Source organism: Brachybacterium sillae, assembly GCF_025028335.1.
GTDB classification, from domain to species: domain Bacteria; phylum Actinomycetota; class Actinomycetes; order Actinomycetales; family Dermabacteraceae; genus Brachybacterium; species Brachybacterium sillae.
The window spans coordinates 689,270-709,356 of the sequence record NZ_JAFEUW010000001.1 but is presented as its reverse complement, the minus strand read 5'-3'; the positions used below and the strand labels follow the sequence as shown (position 1 = coordinate 709,356).

Sequence of the window (20,087 nt, the reverse complement as noted above, 5' to 3'; positions counted from 1 at the left end):
CAGGAGGCACCCGTGGGAGAATCAGGGGCATGACGACTCTCGAGACCGGCCGCCTGGCGGCGATGATCGACCACACCCTGCTCAAGCCCGAGGCCACGCGCGAGGATGTCGCCGCGCTGGTGCGGGAGGCCGAGGAGCTCGGCACCTACTCGGTGTGCGTGTCGCCGTCGATGCTGCCGCTGACCACCTCGGTGAAGGTCGCGACGGTGTGCGGCTTCCCCTCCGGGCAGCACGCCAGCAGCGTGAAAGCGGCCGAGGCCGCCGATGCGGTCTCCAAGGGTGCGGACGAGATCGACATGGTCCTCAACATCGGCCTGGCCCGGTCCGGTGCCTGGGAGGAGGTCGACGCCGACATCCGCGCGGTGCGCGAGGCGGCCCCCGCCCCGACGGTGCTGAAGGTGATCCTGGAGACTGCGGCGCTGGAGGATGAGCAGATCGTTGAGGCCTGCCGCGCGGCGGAGCGCGCCGGCGCCGACTTCGTGAAGACCTCCACCGGGTTCCACCCCGCCGGGGGCGCCACCGCGCATGCCGTCGAGCTCATGCGGGCCACCGTCGGCGACCGCCTCGGAGTGAAGGCCTCCGGAGGGATCCGCACCCGTGAGGCGGCGGAGGAGATGGTCGCCGCGGGCGCGACGCGCCTGGGCCTGTCCGGCTCTCGCGCCGTCCTCGAGGGCGACGCCACGACCAGCACCGCGACCAGCAGCGGCGGCGCGTACTGATCACCCGCTGAGAGGCCGCGGGGCGGGGCACCTCGATGTGCCCCGCCCCGCAGCGTCCGGCTCAGTCCGGCAGGGTCAGGGCCCGACGCATGTCCTCCGTGAGCCGCTGCAGCCGCTCCGCAGCGCGCTCCCGGTGGGCGGTGAGGTCCTCCATGGAGGCCTCGGGTGCGACGTGCTCCACCACCTCCAGGTAGCACTTGAGCTTCGGCTCGGTGCCGGAGGGTCGCACGATCACCCGGTCATCCTGAGCGGTCATCAGCATCACACCGTCCGTCGGCGGCAGACCGGTGGTCTCCACCGAGCCGCGGGACAGGTCGGTCAGGGCCGTCACCTCGGCCCCCGCGAGGGTCGACGGCGGGGTGGTGCGCAGCTGCTGCATCATCCGTCCGATGAGCGAGAGATCCTCGACCCGGATTGACAGCTGATCGGTGGCGAACAGGCCGTGGCGGCGCGCCAGGTCATCGAGATCGTCGATGAGGGTGCGACCGGCGGCCCGGGCGCGTGCCGCAAGCTCTGCCACCAGCAGCACCGTCGAGAGCCCGTCCTTGTCCCGCACGACCTCCGGCAGCACGCAGTAGCCGATGGCCTCCTCGTACCCGACGACGATCCCGGGGGTGCGGGCGATCCACTTGAACCCGGTCAACGTGGTGGTGGCGGGTCGGCCCTGGGCCTGCGCGATGCGGCTCAGCCAGCGGCTGGAGACCACCGACTGTGCGACCCCACCGGCGCGGGTCCGCTCCAGCACGGCCGACCCCAGCAGCACGCCGAGCTCGTCACCGCGCAGCATCCGCCACGCCCCCAGGTGGGGGTCGAGGACGGCGGCGGCGCAGCGGTCCGCATCGGGGTCATTGGCGACGACGACGTCGGCCTCGACGGTGCGGGCGAGCTCCAGGGCGAGGTCGATGGCCCCGGGCTCCTCCGGGTTGGGGAAGTCGACGGTGGGGAAGTCCGGGTCGGGATCGGCCTGCTTCGCCACCGGGTGGACGTCGCTGAACCCGGCACGGGCCAGGGCGGTGGTGGCGATCTCGTGGCCGACCCCGTGCATGGCGGTGTGCACGATCCGCACCTGCCGTGGCGCGGCCGGGTCGAGGATCGCGCTGATCGCGGTGAGGTAGTCCTCCCGCAGGTCCTCCCCGAGCAGCTCCCAGCCCTCGGAGGCGACGGGGATCTGCCGCACCGGTCCGACGGCGGCGATCGCTGCGGAGATCTGCGCATCCGACGGCGGGACGATCTGCACGCCGCGGCCGGTCTCCTCCGCGGCCCGGCCGCCGAGGTACACCTTGTACCCGTTGTCGGCGGGAGGATTGTGGCTGGCGGTGACGACCACCCCGGCGTCGGCCCCGAGGTGACGCACCGCGAAAGCCACCAACGGTGTCGGACCGTGCCGGTCCAGCAGCGCCACCCGGCACCCCGCCGCCGTCATGATCGCGGCGGAGCGCTCGGCGAAGGCCTGCGAGTTGTGGCGCGCGTCGTACCCGATCACCACCAGCGGGGCGGTGTCCGTGCCGGCGCCGCCGAGTAGACCCAGCAGGTGATCGGCGAGCCCCCGGGCGGCCCGGGAGACGACCGCGAGGTTCATGCGGTGCTCCCCGGGGCCCATGCGGCCGCGCAACCCCGCGGTGCCGAACTCGAGGGGGCCCCGGAAGGCATCCGTGATCTCCGCGGCCGCGGCGGCGGATCCGCCCTCGGCGTCGGTCAGGAGGGCCTCCAGGGCGGCGCGGGTGACGGGGTCGGGGTCATCGGCGGCCCAGGCGCGGGCACGATCCCGCAGCGGCTCGCTCAGCAGGCTCGGGCGGGTCGCGTCGCTCATCGCGCCACCTCGATCCGCTCGACGATCCGCGCCAGCAGGTCGGAGATCCGTGGCCCGGCGTCGCGTCCGGCCTGCAGCACCTCCTCGTGGCTGAGGGGCTGGGGGCTGATGCCCGCCGCATGGTTGGTGACCAGGGAGATCCCGAGCACCTCCATGCCGGCCTCCCGAGCGGCGATCGCCTCCAGCGCGGTGGACATGCCCACCAGGTGCGCGCCGAGCACCCCGGCCATCCGCACCTCCGCGGGGGTCTCGTAGGCGGGGCCGTGGAACTGCGCGTACACGCCCTCCGGCAGCTGCGGATCGACCTCGTGGGCGATCTGCCGCAGCCGCGGGGAATACACGTCGGTGAGGTCCACGAACCGGGCGCCGCGCAGCGGGGTGGCACCGGTGAGGTTCAGATGGTCCCGGATCAGCACGGGCGTTCCGGGAGCCCACGACGGCTCGAGTCCGCCGCAGCCGTTGGTCAGCACCAGGGTGCGGCAGCCCGCCGCGGCGGCGGTGCGCACCCCGTGCACCACGGCGTCGGCCCCGTGCCCCTCATAGAAGTGGGTGCGGGACCCGAGCACCAGTACCCGGGCGCCGGTGGAGGCGACACGGATCGACCGGAGGGTGCCGACATGGCCGGCCACGGCGGGCGCCCGGAACCCGGGGATGGTGTCGGCGGGGGCCTCCCACACCGTCTCCCCGAGCAGGTCGGCGGCGCCACCCCACCCGGAGCCGAGCACGAGGGCGATGTCATGGTCGGTGCCGGCGGCCTCGCGCAGCGCGGCGGCGGCCTCCTCGGCCGCGCGGTACGGATCCGCCGGCGGGTCGACGGGGGACAGGATGCTCGGTGCAAGGCTCATGCAGGCAACCTAGCGCAGAGCACGACACCGCCCGATGCGCCACAATGGCGGGCGTGACCGATCTCAGCACTGACCTGCCCCCGGACCCTGATCGCATCACCCGCCGCGAGGACCGCGTCCGCGTCGTCATCATCGGAGGCGGCCCCGGTGGCTACGAAGCAGCGTTGACAGCGGCACGGCTGGGAGCCGAGGTGTCTTTGATCGAGGAACGCGGCCTGGGCGGCGCCGCCGTCCTCACCGATGTCGTGCCGTCGAAGACCCTCATCGCCACCGCCGAGGTGCTGGATGTGGTCGCGCGCTCCGGCGCCCTGGGGATCCGTGATGCGGATTCCGCTGCCGCCCCCACCTCCGGTGCCCTCACCGTGGATCTCGCTGCGGTCAACGCCCGCGTGCGGCGCCTCGCGCAGGCACAGTCGGACGACATCCGGGCCGCACTGGAACGCGCAGGGGTGCGGGTGATCACCGGCCGGGGCCGTCTGGCCGGCCCCAACACGGTGGAGGTCGTCGATCCGGATGGAAGCGTCGGCGGGCGGCTCACGGCCGACGTCGGCCTGATCGCCGTCGGTGCCCGCCCGCGGGAGCTGCCCACCGCCCGGCCCGACGGCCGCCGCATCCTCACCTGGACCCAGGTGTATGACCTGACGGAACTGCCCGAGCATCTGATCGTCGTCGGCTCCGGCGTGACCGGCGCCGAGTTCGCCAGCGCCTACCGGGCTCTCGGCAGTGAGGTCACGCTCGTCTCCTCCCGGGACCAGGTGCTGCCGGGCAGCGACCCGGATGCCGCCCGCGCCCTGGAGGAGTCCTTCGCCGAGCGCGGGGTGAGGGTCCACGCCCGCACCCGCGCCGAAGCCGCCCGCGTTGAGGGTGATGAGGTGCTGGTGACCCTCGCCGACGGCACCGTGCTGCGGGGCAGTCACCTGCTGATGGCCGTCGGCGGTGTGCCCTCCACCCGCGGGTTGGGCCTGGAGGAGGCCCATGTGCGGGTGAAACCCAGCGGCCACATCGAGACCGACCGGGTCTCCCGGACGAATGTGCGCGGACTCTATGCGGCCGGGGACTGCACCGGGGTGTACCCGCTGGCGTCCGTCGCAGCGATGCAGGGCCGCACCGCCATGTACCACGCCCTCGGGGAGGCCGTCGCCCCGCTGATCCCGAACCAGGTCGCCTCGGCCGTGTTCACCAGCCCGGAGATCGCCACCGTGGGGCATTCGGAGCAGGAGGTGAGCGACGGGCACATCGCCGCCGAGGTGCTCACCCTGCCGCTGGCGACGAACCCGCGGGCCAAGATGCAGGGCGTCCGCGAGGGCTTCGTGAAGCTCATCGTCCGGCCCGACTCCCACACCGTGCTCGGCGGCGTGGTGGTGGCACCCCGCGCCAGCGACCTCATTCACCCGATCTCCCTGGCCGTCAGCCAGCGCCTGACGGCGGAGGCCGTCGCCCGCGCCTTCACCGTGTACCCGTCGGTCTCCGGTTCCACGGCCGAGGTCGCCCGCCAGGTCGTCGGTCAGGTCTGAGCACGCACCGCCCGGCGCGCCCGACGATCGGGCGAGCGCGGCGCCGAGCGACGTGCCGGCAGGACGTCCGACCGGGGGCGGGGCAGGGCCTCAGTCCTCGATGCGGCAGAGCACGGCGCCGGCGGAGACCGTGGCGCCGACCTCGGCGTCCAGGCCCGCGATGATGCCGGACCGGTGCGCTGTGATCGGCTGCTCCATCTTCATCGCCTCTAACACCACCAGCAGGTCCCCGTCGGCGACATGCTGGCCCTCTTCGGCGACCACCTTGACGATGGTGCCCTGCATCGGGGCGGCCACGGCGTTGCCCCCGGCGGCAGCGCCGGAGGACTGCTTGTGGGTGCGCTTGCGGCGGTGGGGGGTCTCCACCCGCGGGGCACGCAGCGATGACGGCAGGCTCACCTCGACGCGGCGACCGTCGACCTCGACCACGACGGCCTCCCGATCCTCCGGTTCGGAGGTCGCCGCAGGCAGCGGCGCCGGGGGGATGTCGGCATCGAAGGCCGTCTCGATCCACCGCGTATGGATCTCGAAAGGCTGCTCCGGATCCCGCGGGGCGAAGGCCTCATCCTCGACCACGGCGCGGTGGAACGGCAGCACCGTCGGCAGGCCCTCGATGCGGAATTCGGCGAGTGCGCGACGGGCCCGCTCCAGAGCCTGCTGGCGGGTGGCGGCGGTGACGATGAGCTTCGCGAGCATCGAGTCGAACGCCCCGGAGACCTCATCCCCGCTGCGCACACCCGAGTCGACGCGCACCCCTGGACCGGACGGAGCCTCGAACACTCGGATCGGCCCGGGGGAGGGCAGGAATCCGCGGCCCGGGTCCTCCCCGTTGATGCGGAACTCGAAGGAGTGACCGCGGGCGGGCGGATCCGTCGGATCGATCGCCTCCCCGGCGGCGATCCGCATCTGCTCACGGACCAGGTCGATGCCGGTGACCTCCTCAGTCACCGGATGCTCCACCTGCAGCCGGGTATTGACTTCGAGGAAGGAGATGGTGCCGTCGATGCCGACGAGGAACTCGCAGGTCCCGGCGCCCACGTATCCGGCCTCCCGCAGGATGGCCTTGGAGGCGCGCACCAACTGGTCGTGCTGGGCGTCGGTGAGGAACGGGGCGGGGGCCTCCTCCACCAGTTTCTGGTGGCGGCGCTGCAGCGAGCAATCGCGGGTGGAGACGACCTGCACGTTTCCGTGGATGTCGGCCAGGCACTGCGTCTCGACATGGCGGGGAGCATCCAGGTACCGCTCGACGAAGCATTCGCCGCGTCCGAAGGCCGCGACGGCCTCCCGCACTGCGGAGTCGAACAGCTCCCGCACCTCGGATTCGTGGCGCGCCACCTTCAATCCGCGGCCGCCGCCGCCGAAGGCCGCCTTGATGGCGATCGGCAGGCCGTGTTCGCGGGCGAAGGCGACGACCTCGTCGCTGCCGGAGACGGGATCCTGGGTTCCTGCCACGAGCGGCGCGCCGACCTTCTGGGCCAGGTGGCGGGCGGAGACCTTGTCCCCGAGCTGCTCGATCGCCGCGGGTGGCGGGCCGATCCACACGAGTCCTGCGTCCATCACGGCCTGCGCGAAGTCGGCCCGCTCCGAGAGGAAGCCGTATCCGGGGTGGATGGCGTCGGCGCCGGACCGCTGTGCGACATCGAGGATCTTGTCCACCACCAGGTACGAATTCGCGGCGGTGGTGCCGCCCAGGGCATACGCCTCATCCGCGATGGTGGTGTGCAGGGCGTCGCGGTCCGGGTCGGCGTACACCGCGATGGACCGCAGGCCCGCGTCGCGGCATGCCCGGGCCACACGCACGGCGATCTCACCGCGGTTGGCGATGAGGACCGTGGAGAACGGTCGGTGTGGCTGGGGCCGAGCTGCCATGCGGGGGTCCTTTCCAGGCGTCCGTGCAGGGGCCGAGTCTAGTACCGGCGCCACAGCAGGGGCAGCGGCACCTCGATCTGTGCGAGCAGCTCCCGCAGCAGCGGCAGCGAGAGGCCGACGACCGCATGCGGGTCCCCGTCGATGCCGGAGATGAAGGGCCCGCCGAAACCGTCGATGGTGAACGCCCCCGCCACCTCGAGGGGTTCCCCGGTGTCGACGTAAGCGTCGATCTCCTCGTCCGTGAGGGCGGCGAAGCGCACGATGGTCGAGGCGGTCGCCCCGAACGTGGCACCGGTGCCGCCGTCCTCCGGGTCCCGGTCATCGACCAGCCAGTGCCCGCTGTGCAGGACGCCCTCGCGGCCGCGCATGCGCCGCCACCGGTCGCGAGCGGTCTCGGGCAGGTGGGGTTTGCCGACCACCTCGCCGTCGAGCTGCAGCATCGAATCGCAGCCGAGCACCACGTACCCGCCGCCGTCCTCGGCGGTGGCGGCCACCGCGGCCTCGGCCTTCGCCCGTGCCAACAGCAGCACCTGGTCGGCGGGCTGCAGGTCGGGGTGGGCGGCCAGCAGCGCATCCTCCTCGAGGTCGGTGGCCAGCGCAGCGTGGAGGATCCCGGCACGCTCCAGGGTGCGGCGGCGACCGGCCGAGGCAGAGGCCAACAACAGAAGGGCGTCGGGATCCCCCTGCAGGGTGTGATCGAGGCTCATCGCAGAGCCTCCCGCAGCACGCTCAGCGGCAGGCTGCCGAGCTCGAGGGCGCGCCGGTGGAAGTCCCGCGGGTCCACCCCGGCGTCGTCGCTGTCGGCTCGCAGCTGCTCCCACAGTCGCTGCCCCACCTTGTACGACGGGGCCTGTCCGGGCCAACCGAGGTAGCGGTGCAGCTCGAAACGGCGCTGCGGCTCGGGGTCGGACCAGTGCGCGGCCACGAACTGCCACGCGGAGTCGTAGTCCCAGCGCCCACCGGCGGAGCCGGGGAGGTCCTGGGGCATCGGCAGCTCGCAGTGCAGGCCGATGTCCAGCACCACCCGGCCGGCACGGAACCGCTGCGCATCGAGCATGCCCAGCCGGTCGCCGTCGTCCTCGAGGTAGCCCAGCTGCTCCATCAACCGCTCCGCGTACAGGGCCCACCCCTCACCGTGACCGGACGTCCAGCACATCAGCGAGCGCCACCGGTTCAGCCGCTGACCCTGCAGGGTCTGCGTGCCGACCTGCAGGTGATGCCCGGGCACCCCCTCGTGGTACACCGTGGTGGTCTCCGACCAGGTGTCGAAGTCGTCGACCCCGTCGGCCACGTCCCACCACATCCGGCCCGGCCGGGTGAGGTCCTCGCTGGGGCCGGTGTAGTAGATGCCGCCGGAGCCGGTCTCCCCGATGCGGCACTCCAGGCGGCGCAGCGGCTCGGGGATGTCGAAGTGGGTGTCGGCGAGGTCCGCGACGGCGCGATCCGACAGCTCCTGCATCCACGCCTGCAGAGCCTCACGGCCGTGCAGCACGCGGGCAGGGTCCGCGCGCAGCGCAGCGCGGGCCGCCTCGACGGAGCGTCCTGCCCCGGTGCCGTAGTGATCGTTGATGCGTGCGGCGACCTCCTCCTGCTCGGCGATGATCCGCCGCAGCTCCTCGACACCCCAGGCGTAGGTCTCGTCGAGATCCACCTGTTCACCGAGGAACACCCGCGAGTGGAGGGCGTAGGCTTCACGCCCCACCGAGTCCTTCTCCGGGGCGCGGGGGGCGAGCTCCTCGAGCACCTCGGCCAGATCCAGGTAGGCGCGGGCGGCCTTCGCCGCACCCTCCCGCACCGCCTGCGCGAGGTCGCCATCGAGTCCGGAGCCCGTGCCCAGGCGAGCGAAGAAGCCGCTGTCGGGATCCGCGTAGGAGCGGGCCTGGGCGGCACCGAGCTCCAGCTGACGACGGGCCCACAGCACACCCCGATCGGCCGCGAACCGCAGCGACTCGGCCCAGCTGGTCAGCGCCTGCGGGAAACGTTCCAGGCGGGCCGCCATCACCTCCCAGTCCTGCGCGGACTCGGTCGGCATCAGGTCCAGCACGTCCCGCGACTGCAGCGGCGAGGCCAGGTTGTTGACCTGGGCGTGCGGCACCAGGGCCTCATGAAGCTCCATCTCCACCCCCAGGCGCTCCTGCAGGGCGGCGCGGGTCACGGCATCGACCTCGTCCTCGTCGCGCACCTGGGCGATCCGCGCCAGCAGGGCGCGGGCGGCCTCGGCGCGCTCCTGCAGGGCCTGCGGCGAGTAGTCGGTCACCTGGTCGTCATGGCCGGGCACCCCGAGGGAGGTCGCCAGGAACGGGTCGCGGCGGGCGCAATCCTCGACGTACTCGTCCGCGAGGGCATCGAGGGCAGTGCGGGTGCGGTCAGCGGTTGTGGCGTCGGTCATGCCCGCGATCGTATCGACGGGGACTGACAGCCGCCCGTCCCACGCTCAACGGTCGGAGAACTGCCAGGCCGTCGGCGAGGGTGCAGTGCGCAATCGGTGGGCGCCGGGAAGGCCGAGGGCCGGATCGGACCAGGCGTCGGCCCGGCCCGGCCCGCCCTCGGCGAGTTCACGCTCGCGGGCCTCGACGTGGCTGGCGGCGTTGATCGCCGCGAGCGTGACCGCGATCGCCGCGAGCTCGGTGTCGCTCAGACGCCCGGAGACCAGGCGGACCTCCGGCCGGTCGGGGGAGGGGTCCGGCTGCTCACCGGGATCGGTCGCGGTGCCGCTCTCGGGGTTGCTCACAGGGGGATGTTCCCGTGCTTCTTGGTGGGCAGGGACTGACGCTTGGTGCGCAGGGCCCGCAGGGCGCGCGCCACCTGCACGCGGGTCTCGGACGGACGGATCACCCCGTCGATCCAGCCGCGCTCGGCCGCGGTGTACGGGTTGGCGAACCGCTCCTCGTACTCCGTCTGCAGGCGCTGACGCTCCGCCTCCACGTCACCGCCCTCCTCGGACACGGACCGCAGATGCTGCCGGTGGAGGATGTTCACCGCGCCCTGGGCGCCCATCACCGCGATCTGGGCGGTGGGCCAGGCCAGGTTGATGTCGGCGCCGAGGTCCTTCGAACCCATCACGATGTATGCACCGCCGTAGGCCTTGCGGGTGATGACGGTGACCAGCGGCACCGTCGCCTCCGCGTACGCGTACAGCAGTTTCGCGCCGCGGCGGATGATGCCGCTGTACTCCTGGTCGGTGCCGGGCAGGAATCCCGGGGTGTCGACGAACGTCAGCACCGGCACGTTGAAGGCGTCGCACAGGCGCACGAACCGGGCCGCCTTCTCGGAGGCGTCGATGTCGAGGGTCCCCGCGAAGTGCGAGGGCTGGTTGGCGATCACGCCGACACTGTGGCCCTCCACACGGCCGAAACCGACGATGACGTTCGGCGCGAAGGCGGCCTGCATCTCCAGCAGCTCACCGTCATCGAGCACAGCCCGCAGCACAGCCTGCATGTCATACGGCTGGTTGGGGGAGTCCGGCACCAGGGTGTCGAGGGCGAGGTCCTCCGCCTCCGGTCCTTCCACCCGCGGTGTCGGATACACCGGCGCGGGGGTCAGCGTGTTCGGCGGCAGGTAGGACAGCAGATCCTTGACGTACTCGATGGCCTCGGTCTCGTCGGGCGCCATGTGGTGCGCCACACCGCTGCGGGTGCTGTGGGTGCGGGCACCGCCGAGTTCCTCGAAGCCGACGTCCTCACCGGTCACGGTGCGGATGACGTCCGGCCCGGTGATGAACATGTGGGAGGTCTTCTCGACCATCACGATGACGTCCATCAGGGCGGGGGAGTAGACCGCACCTCCGGCGGCCGGCCCCATGATCAGGCTGATCTGCGGGATCACACCGGAGGCGAGGGTGTTGCGGCGCATCATCCCGGCGAACGCCGCGAGGGAGCCGACCCCCTCCTGGATGCGGGCACCGCCGCCGTCGAGAATCCCGATGATCGGGACCCCGGTGGACAGCGCGAGGTCCTGGATCTTCTGGATCTTGCGGCCGTGGGCCTCCCCGAGCGACCCGCCGAACACGGTGAAGTCCTGCGAGTACACGCACACCTGGCGGCCGTCGATGGTGCCGTACCCGGTGATCACGCCGTCGCCCTCCGGTCGCTTGGCGTCGATGCCGAAGCTGGTGGACTGGTGCCGCACGAAACGGTCGGTCTCGACGAAGGAGCCTTCGTCCAGGAGATCCTCGAGGCGTTCGCGGGCGGTCTTCTTGCCCCGGGCGTGCTGCTTCTCGACGGCGACGGCGCCCGCCTGCTCCACGGCGCTCTTCTCGCGCGCGGCGAGTTCCTCGAGCCGCTGCGCGGTGGTGACGGGCCGGGACAGGTCTGTCACGGGGCCTCCTTCGCGGGTCCGTCCGGGTCCGTCCGGCCGACGGACACGGGGATACTACGCTACCCAGGTCCAGCGCCCCGGGTGGGAGGAGACCCGTTGGTCGAGCAGTCCGAAGAGTCGTCCGACCCCGCCGTTCCCCTGCAGTGGGTGCGGTCGACCGGCAGTACCCAGGACGAGGCCCGCGCCGCGCTCGCCGCCGGTTCCGAGGCGCCGTTCGCCGTCGCCACCGACGACCAGCGGCAGGGGCGCGGGCGCCTCGACCGCAGCTGGGTGACGCCAGCCGGTTCCGGTCTGGCGCTCACCCTCGCCCACCGCAGCACCCTGCCTCCGCCCCGCCGCGGCTGGTACCCGCACGCTGTCGGCGTCGCCGCCCTCGAGGTGCTCCACCGTCTTGGGGCCCCGCTCGTCGCGGGCGCCGCGCCGGGGTCGACGTCACCCGCCGGACACCCCGGTGGGGACCGCCTCGGTCTGAAATGGCCCAATGACCTCCACACCGCCGATGGCCGCAAACTCGGCGGCATCCTGCTGGAAGGTCACGGCACTGACCACGTGCTGGTCGGACTCGGTCTGAATCTGCGTGGCCCGGTGCGCGAAGCGACCGGTGCGCCGGTGCCCGGCGCGGCCTGGCTGAACGGACCGGGTGGGCTTGTCGTCGGCACTGACGACCACCGCACGGAACCGCCCGTGTGGCCCTGGGATGCGCAGGCCCTCGCGGCGGCGCTCGCCCGCCGTGTCGCGGCTCGACTCGCCGGGCTCGACCGCACCGGTGGGGATGCGGAGGCGATCGACCTCGCCATCACGTATCGTGAGAGCTGCATCACACTGGGTAGGGGGGTGCGGGTGAGCGCCCTGGGGGGTTCCTCCGCGGGCATGCCCGATCCGTCTGTGGACGTCAGAGGTCCGGTCCACGGATCCGCCCTCGAGGGGATCGCCCTGGGGTGGACTCCGCGGGCCGACTGCTGCTGCAGCCTGCCGAGGGTGATGTCCGAGCGGTGGACATCGGGGACGTGGAGCACGTGCGAGACGCCCCTGACGGCTCCGCCGTCCGTCCGCCCGCCCCGACCGTTCCGCCCACATCCCCGGATCCTCGAACCCCCACGGAGGACAACGGTGAGCACTGAGACCGAACCGCCCCAGCAGCCCTCGACCATCCCGCCGTCGCGGCCGGAGGACGCCCCGCAGCCGCCACCGGACGACGAGCTCGATGCTGCCCTCAGCCAGCTCCTGGGTCGTGACCCCGGCGCCGGCGGGGATGCCGAGACGCATCTGCGCGCCGTCCACCAGCGCTTCGCCGACGTCCGCCGCAGTGTCGCCGCCCTGGAGGACCTGCTGCTGCAGGGCCCCCGCACCTACACCCGCCGTGACCTCGCGCGGCTCGAGGGTGTCGACGAACGACTCACCGCCATGTACTGGCGATCCCTCGGCTTCTCCACCGTGGACGGCGACACCGCCGTGTTCACGGAGGAGGACGCCTACGCCATCGGGGACCTCGCCGCCCTCGTGGAGGAGGGCGTGATCTCCGAGCAGACCTTCGCGAACATCTCCCGCGGCATGGGGTTCCACATGGGGCGCCTGGCGATGTGGCTCACCGAGGCCCTGGTGGAGGAGGCGAAGACCGGACGGGGACTGTCCGACCCCGAGGCCCGCATGTGGATGCTCGAGGAGATGCCCGAGCTGGTGGAGACCCTCGAGACCCAGGTGATGTACGCCTTCCGTCGTCAGCTCGCCGCCTACAGTGCCCGCGCCGGATCCGAGGTGCTCCACGCCGCCGAGGACGACCACCCCGATGAGCTGTTCCCCCTGCACCGCGCCGTCGGCTTCGCGGACCTCGTGCAGTTCACCCGCCTGGCCCTGCAGTTGAGCGGATCGGAGTTGGCGGACGTCATCAGCACCTTCGAGATCATCTGCCGTGACACCGTCAGCGAGGGAGGTGGCCGCGTGGTGAAGACCGTCGGTGACGAGGTCATGTTCCTCGCCGACACGCCGGAGGCCGGTGCACAGATCGCCGTGTCCATCTCCGAGGCCATCGCCCAAGAGGCCGGGCTCCCGGCAGTCCGCGTCGGAATGGCCTGGGGGTCGATGTTCTCCCGCTACGGGGACGTGTTCGGCCCGACCGTGAACCTCGCCGCCCGCCTGGAGGGTATGGCCGAACCCGGCACGGTGCTGGTCGATGACGCCACCGCCGAGGCGGTGGAGCGGGCCGCCCCGGGGGCGTTCCGGATCGAGGACCGCCGCACCGTGGACCTGCACGGCATCGGACCGAGCCCCGTGGTGCACCTGGGTCGCGGTGACAGCGCCCCCCTGTCCCTGCGGCTGTGAGACCCGTCCCGGACGTCTGCCAGAGCCGTTCCGTAGGATGGCGCGCGTGACACGACTGCTTCTCGTCGAGGACGACTCCGCCATCGCCGAGCCCCTCTCCCGGGCGCTCGGTCGCGAGGGCTACACGGTCACGCGGGCCTCCCGCGGCACCGATGCCCTCGCCATCGCCGCGGGCAGCGACCCCATCGACCTCGTGATCCTGGACCTCGGCCTGCCCGACCTCGACGGTCTCGAGGTCGCCCGGCGGCTGCGCAATGGCGGCCTCGAATCGCCGATCCTCATCCTCACCGCCCGCGCCGACGAGGTCGACGCCGTCGTCGGTCTCGACGCCGGCGCCGATGACTACGTCACCAAGCCGTTCCGGCTCGGCGAGCTGCAGGCCCGCATTCGGGCCCTGCTGCGGCGCACCCAGGCCACCGAGGAGTCCAGCAGTAGCTACGACGTCAACGGCGTGAGCCTGGACGTCGCCGCGCGTCGCGCCTACGCCGACGGTGAGGAACTGAGCTTCTCCGCCAAGGAGTACGACCTGCTCACCGTGCTGGTGCGGGAGGCCGGCAGCGTCGTCACCCGCGATGACCTGATGCGGGAGGTGTGGGGCGCCGAGTGGTGGGGCTCCACCAAGACCCTCGACATGCACATCTCCTGGTTGCGCCGCAAGCTCGGCGACGACGCGGCGAACCCCCGGCGGATCACCACGGTGCGAGGAGTGGGCTTCCGGTTCGAGACCGGCGCCGGGAGCTGAGCCGTGCGCCAGCGGGTCCTCCAGGCCACGCTGATCACCGTGCTCCTCTCGGTGCTCATGCTCGGCATCCCCCTCGCGGTGTCGTGGCTGGAGCTCACGAAGATGAAGCTGCGCTCCGACGGCCTGGACGTCGCGGAGCGGGTGCGTGTGGAGACCGATGAGCGTCTGGCCGCCGGGGAGCCGATCGACGCCGTCCTGCTGCAGAACATCGTCGACGAGCAGGAACAGCTGAACGTCTCCATCCGCGTGGCCATCGGCGACCGTGAGGTCTCCGCCGGCCCCCCGATCCGCAGCGACGACGGCAGCATCGTCGCCGGTCTGGTCGGCGGGCACGGCCAGCGCATCACCGTGATGATCCCGCCCGGTGACGTGCGCGCCCAGACCGCCAGCGCGTGGGTGCTGATCGCCGTCGCGGGCCTGGCCTCCCTGTCGATCGGCGTATCGGTGGCGTTGTGGCAGGCCCAGCGGATCTCCAGTCCGCTGGCGCGCCTGACCCGCCGGGCGGAGGAGCTCGGCTCGGGTCGCGCCCGCGGTCCCTGGAAGAGCAGCGGCATCGCGGAGATCGACACCGTCGCTGATGAGCTCTCCCGCTCCGGCGCGTTGCTCACCGAACGTCTTGAGGCCGAGAGCCGCCTCGCGTCCGACGCCTCCCACCAGCTGCGCACCCCCCTCACGGCACTGTCCATGCGCCTGGACGAGATCCTCGCGACCAGCTCCGAGGAACCGGTCCGGGAAGAGGCCCGCATCGCCCTGGAGCAGATCGATCGCCTCACCTCCGTGGTGCACGACCTCATCAACGCCCCCGCGCCTCCCAGCGGCGCACTCCCGGTGTGGTGGAGCTGCGGGCCCTGCTCACCCAGCAGAGCGAGGAATGGTCCCCGGCGTTCCGTGCCGCCGGCCGCGAGCTGCGCATCGAGGTGCCGCGCTCCGCCGCCGTGTGGGGATCCGTCGGCCCCCTCACCCAGGTCGTCGCCACCCTGATCGAGAACTCCCTCACCCATGGCGACGGCCGCACCTCCGTCAAGGTGCGCCGCAACGACCGCTCCACCGTGATCGAGATCTCCGATGAGGGTGCCGGCATCCCCGTCGGGCTCGGCAAACGGGTGTTCGAACGCGCCGTCTCCGGGCCCGATTCCCGCGGCACCGGCGTGGGACTCGCCCTCGCCCGCACCCTCGTCGAGGACGACGGCGGGCGCCTGGAACTACTGGTGGAGCGCCCCGCCACCTTCGGGGTGTTCCTCATCTCCGCCCCCGGGGACGATGACGACGAGGCGGCTCTCGCCGCGGCCATGACGCCGGAGGCCCTTGCCGCCGCAGCTCCCGCCCCTAGCGCCCGGTCCGGCGCCGGCCGCGTGGTCTCGCGACGCAGCGGCCGCCGCCCCAGCGCCTAGAATCGCCGCGTGCCCCAGACGCCAGTGACCAGCACGAACCAGCCCCCCGCGGCGACCGGTCCCTGCCCGCAGCGCCCCGCATCGGCATCATCGGCGGTGGCCAGCTCGCCCGCATGCTCATGGGGCCCGCCATCGAGCTCGGTCTCCCGGTGACTCTGCTCGCCGCTTCCCCGGATGAGTCCGCCGCCCAGGTCGCCCCCCGCGTCGTCATCGGCGATCCCGATGACGAGGCCGCAGTGCGGGAGCTCGCCGCACAGGTCGACGTGATCACCTTCGACCACGAACACGTGCCCGGGGACATCCTGCGGGGGGTGCTCGCCGACGGTCTGTGTGCCGTTCACCCCGGCCCCGACGCCCTCGCCCACGCGCAGGACAAACTGCACATGCGTGAGCGGCTGACCGCGCTGGGGCACCCGTGCCCGCACTGGTGGCGGGTCACCTCCCGGCAGGAGCTGCAGGACGCCCTCGCCGAGGCCGGTGGCCGTGCCGTGCTGAAGACCCCCCGCGGGGGCTACGACGCCCACGGCGTGCGGATCATCGCCGACGCCTCTGAGGCCGAGGACTGGTGGGAGGGCCGCGACACCCTGCTGCTCGAGGAGCTCGTGCCGTTCGCCCGGGAACTGTCCGCCCAGGTGGCGCGTCGCCCCGGGGGTGAAACCCGCGCCTACCCCGTGGTGCGCTCCGTGCAGCGCGACGGCGTCGCCTACGAGGTGGTGGCCCCCACCCCGGAGCTCGACGACGATGCCCAGCGGGAGGTGCAGCAGCTCGCCGCATGCATCGCCGAGGACCTCGGTGTGGTCGGGATGCTCGCCGTGGAGCTGTTCCAGCTCGAGGACGGCACCGTCCTGGTCAACGAGCTCGCCATGCGTCCCCACAACACAGGCCACTGGTCCATGGACGGAGCCGTCACCGGCCAGTTCGAACAGCATCTGCGGGCCGTCGCGGACCTCCCGCTCGGTGCCACCGACCCCGTGGGCCCCGCCGCGGTGATGGTGAACCTCCTCGGCGGCAGCCGCGAGGACCTCGCCGCCGGTGCCTTGGAGGCCATGGCCGACGACCCCGCCCTGAAGATCCACCTCTACGGAAAGACGGTGCGGCCGGGCCGCAAGGTCGGGCACCTGAACCTGGTGGGGGAGGACCCCCAGGACCTGCTGCGGCGCGCCCATGCCGCTGAGGAGCTCATCATCGAGGGCAACGGAGGGACTCGCGCATGACCACCACCCCGTCGGCGAACCCGTCCGAGACGGCGCCCGAGAACCTGCCCGGAAACCCCACCGGCACGCCGCTCGTCGGCGTGGTCATGGGCTCCGACTCCGACTTCCCGACCATGCGCGCGGCCGTCGAGGCCCTCGCCGAGTTCGGCATCGACTGCGAGGTCGACGTCGTCTCGGCCCACCGCATGCCGGAGGACATGGTCGCCTGGGGCCGCAGCGCGGCCGAGAGGGGCCTGCGCGTGGTGATCGCCGGGGCCGGCGGCGCCGCCCATCTGCCCGGCATGCTCGCCTCCCTCACCCCGCTGCCGGTGATCGGCGTGCCGGTGCCGCTGAAGCACCTCGACGGGATGGACTCCCTGCTGTCGATCGTGCAGATGCCCGCCGGCGTGCCCGTCGCAACGGTGTCGATCGGGGGCGCCCGCAACGCCGGTCTGCTCGCCGCGCGGATCCTGGCGTCCGGATCCGACGAGCGGGCCGCGCAGCTGCGGGACCGCATGGTCGCCTTCCAGCAGGAGCTGCGGGCCACCGCCCAGCGGAAGGGTGAGTCCCTGCGCGCCGCGCAGACCCGTGGCGAGGAGTGAACCCCGCGGGAATCAGCGCAGCTTGGCCCCGAGGACGCGTCGGTGCGGCCCTCCACATACGCGTGGTACGCGTCGGCCACCTCGTCGACATCACCATCGGCCACCAGCACACCCTTGTCGATCCAGAGGGCTCTGGTGCACATCGCCCGTACCGAGGCCAAAGAATGAGAGACGAAGAAGACGGTGCCCGCCTTCTCACGAATTTCCTCGATGCGAGACATACTCTTCTTCCGGAATGACGCGTCACCGGTGGCCAGCGCCTCGTCAATCATGAGGATCTCCGGTGTACGAATTGTGGAAATCGCGAAGCGCAGTCGCGACGCCATTCCGGAGGAGTAAGAACTCATCGGAAGGTACAGGAAGTCGCCCAGCTCCGCGAATTCCGCCACTGCCGGAACGTTCTGACGCACCTCAGCCCCGCTGAGCCCTAGGGCCAGGCCGCCGATGACGATATTGCGCTCTCCGGTGAGTCGCGGCAAGAGGGCCGCGTTCACTCCCATCAGCTCCGGTTCTGCCGAGGTGAATACTCGCCCGGACGTCGGTGGTAGCAGACCTGCCACCGCACGCAGCAGCGTCGACTTTCCGGAACCGTTCGTGCCGAGGATGCCGATCGACTCTCCGTGATGGGCTACGAACGAGACGCCCCGCACCGCCGGCACCTCGGTGATCGGCCCTGTATCCGGCCGACCGAGGCTCACCGCTCGATCCCATAGAGACTTGCGCTGATTCGTGGTCCCACCGCGGCGGGCGCCGAAGACACGGTAGGTGATGTGCAGATCGTCGACGATCACCGACGGTGCACCCAGCGGCTTGCGCTCAGCGCGCTCGGGAAGGTTCTCCGGGTCGATCTCGAGGTCGATGTTCTCAGTCACGGCCGTACGTCTCCTCTGCTCGCCAGAAGAAAATGAACCCCACCACGAACACCCCCACGGTCCAGGCGACCGCCTCGGCCCACAGGCTCAGGGTCATGGGAATCTGCTGCTCGTTCCCGAATGCGGCGCGGAACAGCTCCAGGAAGATCGCCAGCGGCTGATGCAGCAGGATCGGCTTGATCCACATCGAGTCCGGCACCACTGCCGGGATGAGGAACATAGCGCCGGAGGCATAGCGTCCCAGGGTCAGGAAGAAAGGCAGGGCATTGGCGATGTCTGGAGCGCGGGCGCCCAATCGGGCAAAGAACAGTGCCACACCTGAGGAGAATATCGCCAGAAGCACCGTGGCGAACGGAAGCAGAACCCATGACCACGTGGGCGGGACAGGCTCCATACCGGGCAGGAGGCCAGTGATCATCGCCACCACGATCATCGCCAGCAGGATCGGAGCGAACAACACTGTCTCCGTCATCACCGCCGCCAGGGGCACCACCGCGCGGGGGAACTTGTGCGAGCGAATGAGCTGCAGGTTCGTGGGGATCGAGTTTAAGCCGGACATCACCGAGGTCTGGAACAGCGTGTACGTGAAAGTGCCGATGGTGATGAACGCGGCTCGGTTGTCGATGCCCGGGGCGCTGGACTGGAACATGAATCCGAAGATGATCACGTACACCGCGGCGTCCAGGACCGGGCGGAGCACCGCCCACGCCTGCCCCAGGTACGACCCCTGATTGCGGGAGTAAGCACGGGAGGCGGAGAGGTTCCAGATGAACGAGCGCCGCTCCCAGACCTGCTGGATATAGCGACCGAGCGGGGGCCGAACTCCCATCTGCTGGAGGCCTGCTCGCTGGGCGAGCGCCTCGGCTTCCGCGGAGGTCACGCGAGGGGGCAGCAGGCCCTCCGCCTTGAGATCAGCCAAAATAGTTCTCTCCCAGCGGCGCCGGTCCGGCGTGCGGTGCCGGCCTGCGGTGTCGGTATTATCGGACGATGTGACTGCCGTGACGGAGAAGCTCCCGCTGGTGTCGGTCGTGATGCCCGTCTTCAACGGCGCTCACACCCTTGAGCAGTCGATGGGGAGTGTACTCGATCAGACCTGCGCCGATTTGGAGCTGCTGGTCGTCGATGACGCTTCCACGGACTCGTCGGCACAGGTGGTGGAACGCGCCGCGAGCGCCGATCCCCGCGTCCGCCTTCTGCGTCGCGCCAGCAGTGGCGGCCCGGCCGCAGCGCGCAACACGGCTCTCGCGTCCGCCCGAGGGAGGTACGTGGCCTTCTGCGACGCCGATGACCTTTGGCTGTCGCACAAGTTGGAGCGTCAGCTGGAGCTCGCCCGGACGTCGGGAGCAGCGCTCGTCTACTGCGGCTACCACCGGATCGCTGCAGACTATGCAGGCAGCGTGGCGCAGTTCACGCCCGATGGGCGTGTCGTGCGAGTTCCGTCGCGACTGACCCATGCCCAGCTGTTGCGTCGCAATGTCATCGGCAACCTCACCGCGGTGGTGGACACCGCACGAACAGGTCCGGTGCGAATGCCAGACCTTCCCGGTGCGGAGGATTGGGCGCTGTGGTTGAAGGTGGTGCGCGAACACGGACCAGCGGCCGGCATCGATCAGCCTCTGGCTCTGTACCGCACCGCGCAGGCTCATTCACATTCGGCCGATCGAGGCCGGGCGGTCCGCGCGGTGTGGCGCGTGCTCCGTCAGCAGGAGCACCTCAGCCGGCCCGGCGCCGCGGTGCGACTCCTCACTGGGATCGCGGCGGCGCTGCGGAAGCGCCGGATCTGAAACCGACGATGGCACGCCTACGGTGCCGCTGAGCTCGGCCGGAGCTGCCGCCCCTACGGGCCACACCGGGTAGTCTTCTGCGCATCATGATTCTTCTCTGTGTGAATGAG

17 protein-coding genes and 1 pseudogene are annotated in these 20,087 nt (G+C 71.5%); 9 read left to right on the top strand and 9 right to left on the bottom strand.

Going from position 1 to position 20,087, the window contains the following annotated elements; genetic code table 11:
- The first annotated feature begins 29 nt into the window (after positions 1 to 29).
- Positions 30 to 719 carry a deoxyribose-phosphate aldolase gene (gene deoC / locus JSY14_RS03180; protein ID WP_259557319.1) on the top strand — a complete coding sequence of 230 codons (690 nt, stop codon included), beginning with the start codon at positions 30 to 32 and terminating at the stop codon, positions 717 to 719.
- Positions 720 to 780: 61 nt separating this feature from the next.
- On the opposite strand, the gene JSY14_RS03175 is transcribed toward deoC, so the two are convergent.
- Entirely contained in the window at positions 781 to 2,529 is a 1,749-nt protein-coding gene (locus tag JSY14_RS03175) for a phospho-sugar mutase (RefSeq protein ID WP_259557318.1), read from the bottom strand.
- A complete protein-coding gene (locus JSY14_RS03170; RefSeq protein WP_259557317.1) occupies positions 2,526 to 3,374 on the bottom strand; it encodes a purine-nucleoside phosphorylase in 849 nt (282 codons plus the stop codon). The genes JSY14_RS03175 and JSY14_RS03170 overlap by 4 nt, the downstream gene beginning before the upstream one ends.
- 53 nt (positions 3,375 to 3,427) lie before the next feature.
- Between JSY14_RS03170 and JSY14_RS03165 the strand changes: the two genes are divergently transcribed.
- Positions 3,428 to 4,888 carry an NAD(P)H-quinone dehydrogenase gene (locus tag JSY14_RS03165; protein ID WP_259557316.1) on the top strand — a complete coding sequence of 487 codons (1,461 nt, stop codon included), beginning with the start codon at positions 3,428 to 3,430 and terminating at the stop codon, positions 4,886 to 4,888.
- Between the two features lie 90 nt (positions 4,889 to 4,978).
- Here JSY14_RS03165 and JSY14_RS03160 read toward each other — a convergent pair whose 3' ends face one another.
- From JSY14_RS03160 to JSY14_RS03140, 5 genes are read right to left on the bottom strand one after another with little or no spacing between them, the layout of a single operon-like run.
- Positions 4,979 to 6,757: an acetyl/propionyl/methylcrotonyl-CoA carboxylase subunit alpha gene (locus JSY14_RS03160; RefSeq protein ID WP_259557315.1), complete on the bottom strand. Its 1,779-nt coding sequence runs from the start codon at positions 6,755 to 6,757 to the stop codon at positions 4,979 to 4,981.
- A 38-nt stretch (positions 6,758 to 6,795) separates the two neighbouring features.
- On the bottom strand, positions 6,796 to 7,464 hold the full coding sequence (locus tag JSY14_RS03155; RefSeq protein ID WP_259557314.1) for a Maf family nucleotide pyrophosphatase: 669 nt from the start codon (positions 7,462 to 7,464) through the stop codon (positions 6,796 to 6,798).
- Positions 7,461 to 9,146, bottom strand: coding sequence for a DUF885 domain-containing protein (locus tag JSY14_RS03150; protein ID WP_259557313.1), 1,686 nt, complete (start codon positions 9,144 to 9,146; stop codon positions 7,461 to 7,463). Before JSY14_RS03150 ends, JSY14_RS03155 begins: the two co-directional genes overlap by 4 nt.
- A 45-nt stretch (positions 9,147 to 9,191) precedes the next feature.
- Positions 9,192 to 9,488: an acyl-CoA carboxylase subunit epsilon gene (locus tag JSY14_RS03145; RefSeq protein ID WP_259557311.1), complete on the bottom strand. Its 297-nt coding sequence runs from the start codon at positions 9,486 to 9,488 to the stop codon at positions 9,192 to 9,194.
- Positions 9,485 to 11,074 (bottom strand): acyl-CoA carboxylase subunit beta, encoded by a 1,590-nt coding sequence (locus tag JSY14_RS03140; protein WP_259557310.1) that lies wholly within the window; start codon positions 11,072 to 11,074, stop codon positions 9,485 to 9,487. The genes JSY14_RS03145 and JSY14_RS03140 overlap by 4 nt, the downstream gene beginning before the upstream one ends.
- 96 nt (positions 11,075 to 11,170) lie before the next feature.
- On the opposite strand from JSY14_RS03140, the gene JSY14_RS03135 reads away from it, so the two are divergent.
- The 6 genes from JSY14_RS03135 (at position 11,171) to purE (ending at position 17,321) form a co-directional block, all read left to right on the top strand.
- Positions 11,171 to 13,393, top strand: a complete 2,223-nt coding sequence (locus JSY14_RS03135; protein WP_259557309.1) for an adenylate/guanylate cyclase domain-containing protein — start codon at positions 11,171 to 11,173, stop codon at positions 13,391 to 13,393.
- A gap of 46 nt (positions 13,394 to 13,439) precedes the next feature.
- The gene (locus JSY14_RS03130) at positions 13,440 to 14,135 is read left to right on the top strand and encodes a response regulator transcription factor (RefSeq protein ID WP_259557308.1); all 696 of its coding nucleotides are present in this window, start codon (positions 13,440 to 13,442) and stop codon (positions 14,133 to 14,135) included.
- A 3-nt stretch (positions 14,136 to 14,138) separates the two neighbouring features.
- Entirely contained in the window at positions 14,139 to 15,116 is a 978-nt protein-coding gene (locus JSY14_RS03125) for an ATP-binding protein (protein WP_259557307.1), read from the top strand.
- A complete protein-coding gene (locus tag JSY14_RS03120; RefSeq protein WP_259557306.1) occupies positions 15,071 to 15,526 on the top strand; it encodes a sensor histidine kinase in 456 nt (151 codons plus the stop codon). Before JSY14_RS03125 ends, JSY14_RS03120 begins: the two co-directional genes overlap by 46 nt.
- A 113-nt stretch (positions 15,527 to 15,639) precedes the next feature.
- Positions 15,640 to 16,740: a 5-(carboxyamino)imidazole ribonucleotide synthase gene (locus JSY14_RS03115; protein ID WP_259557305.1), complete on the top strand. Its 1,101-nt coding sequence runs from the start codon at positions 15,640 to 15,642 to the stop codon at positions 16,738 to 16,740.
- Positions 16,737 to 17,321: a 5-(carboxyamino)imidazole ribonucleotide mutase gene (gene purE, locus JSY14_RS03110; protein ID WP_432803596.1), complete on the top strand. Its 585-nt coding sequence runs from the start codon at positions 16,737 to 16,739 to the stop codon at positions 17,319 to 17,321. The genes JSY14_RS03115 and purE overlap by 4 nt, the downstream gene beginning before the upstream one ends.
- Positions 17,322 to 17,587: 266 nt before the next feature.
- Here purE and JSY14_RS12445 read toward each other — a convergent pair.
- Both JSY14_RS12445 and JSY14_RS03100 read right to left on the bottom strand, forming a co-directional pair.
- A pseudogene (locus JSY14_RS12445) lies at positions 17,588 to 17,971 on the bottom strand (ABC transporter ATP-binding protein); the annotation flags it as partial.
- Between the two features lie 214 nt (positions 17,972 to 18,185).
- Positions 18,186 to 19,238 carry an ABC transporter permease gene (locus tag JSY14_RS03100; protein WP_259557304.1) on the bottom strand — a complete coding sequence of 351 codons (1,053 nt, stop codon included), beginning with the start codon at positions 19,236 to 19,238 and terminating at the stop codon, positions 18,186 to 18,188.
- Here JSY14_RS03100 and JSY14_RS03095 point away from each other — a divergent pair.
- Positions 19,192 to 19,977, top strand: a complete 786-nt coding sequence (locus JSY14_RS03095; RefSeq protein ID WP_259557303.1) for a glycosyltransferase family 2 protein — start codon at positions 19,192 to 19,194, stop codon at positions 19,975 to 19,977. The two genes, JSY14_RS03100 and JSY14_RS03095, sit on opposite strands and share 47 nt — an antisense overlap.
- Positions 19,978 to 20,087: the final 110 nt, after the last annotated feature.

Bases quoted from the DNA above. Each gene is read 5' to 3' on its own strand.
- JSY14_RS03155 (WP_259557314.1), bottom strand. From the start codon at position 7,464: ATGAGCCTCGATCACACCCTGCAGGGGGATCCCGACGCCCTTCTGTTG.
- deoC (WP_259557319.1), top strand. From the start codon at position 30: ATGACGACTCTCGAGACCGGCCGCCTGGCGGCGATGATCGACCACACC.
- JSY14_RS03170 (WP_259557317.1), bottom strand. From the start codon at position 3,374: ATGAGCCTTGCACCGAGCATCCTGTCCCCCGTCGACCCGCCGGCGGAT.
- JSY14_RS03150 (WP_259557313.1), bottom strand. From the start codon at position 9,146: ATGACCGACGCCACAACCGCTGACCGCACCCGCACTGCCCTCGATGCC.
- purE (WP_432803596.1), top strand. From the start codon at position 16,737: ATGACCACCACCCCGTCGGCGAACCCGTCCGAGACGGCGCCCGAGAAC.
- JSY14_RS03175 (WP_259557318.1), bottom strand. From the start codon at position 2,529: ATGAGCGACGCGACCCGCCCGAGCCTGCTGAGCGAGCCGCTGCGGGAT.
- JSY14_RS03115 (WP_259557305.1), top strand. From the start codon at position 15,640: ATGCTCATGGGGCCCGCCATCGAGCTCGGTCTCCCGGTGACTCTGCTC.
- JSY14_RS03160 (WP_259557315.1), bottom strand. From the start codon at position 6,757: ATGGCAGCTCGGCCCCAGCCACACCGACCGTTCTCCACGGTCCTCATC.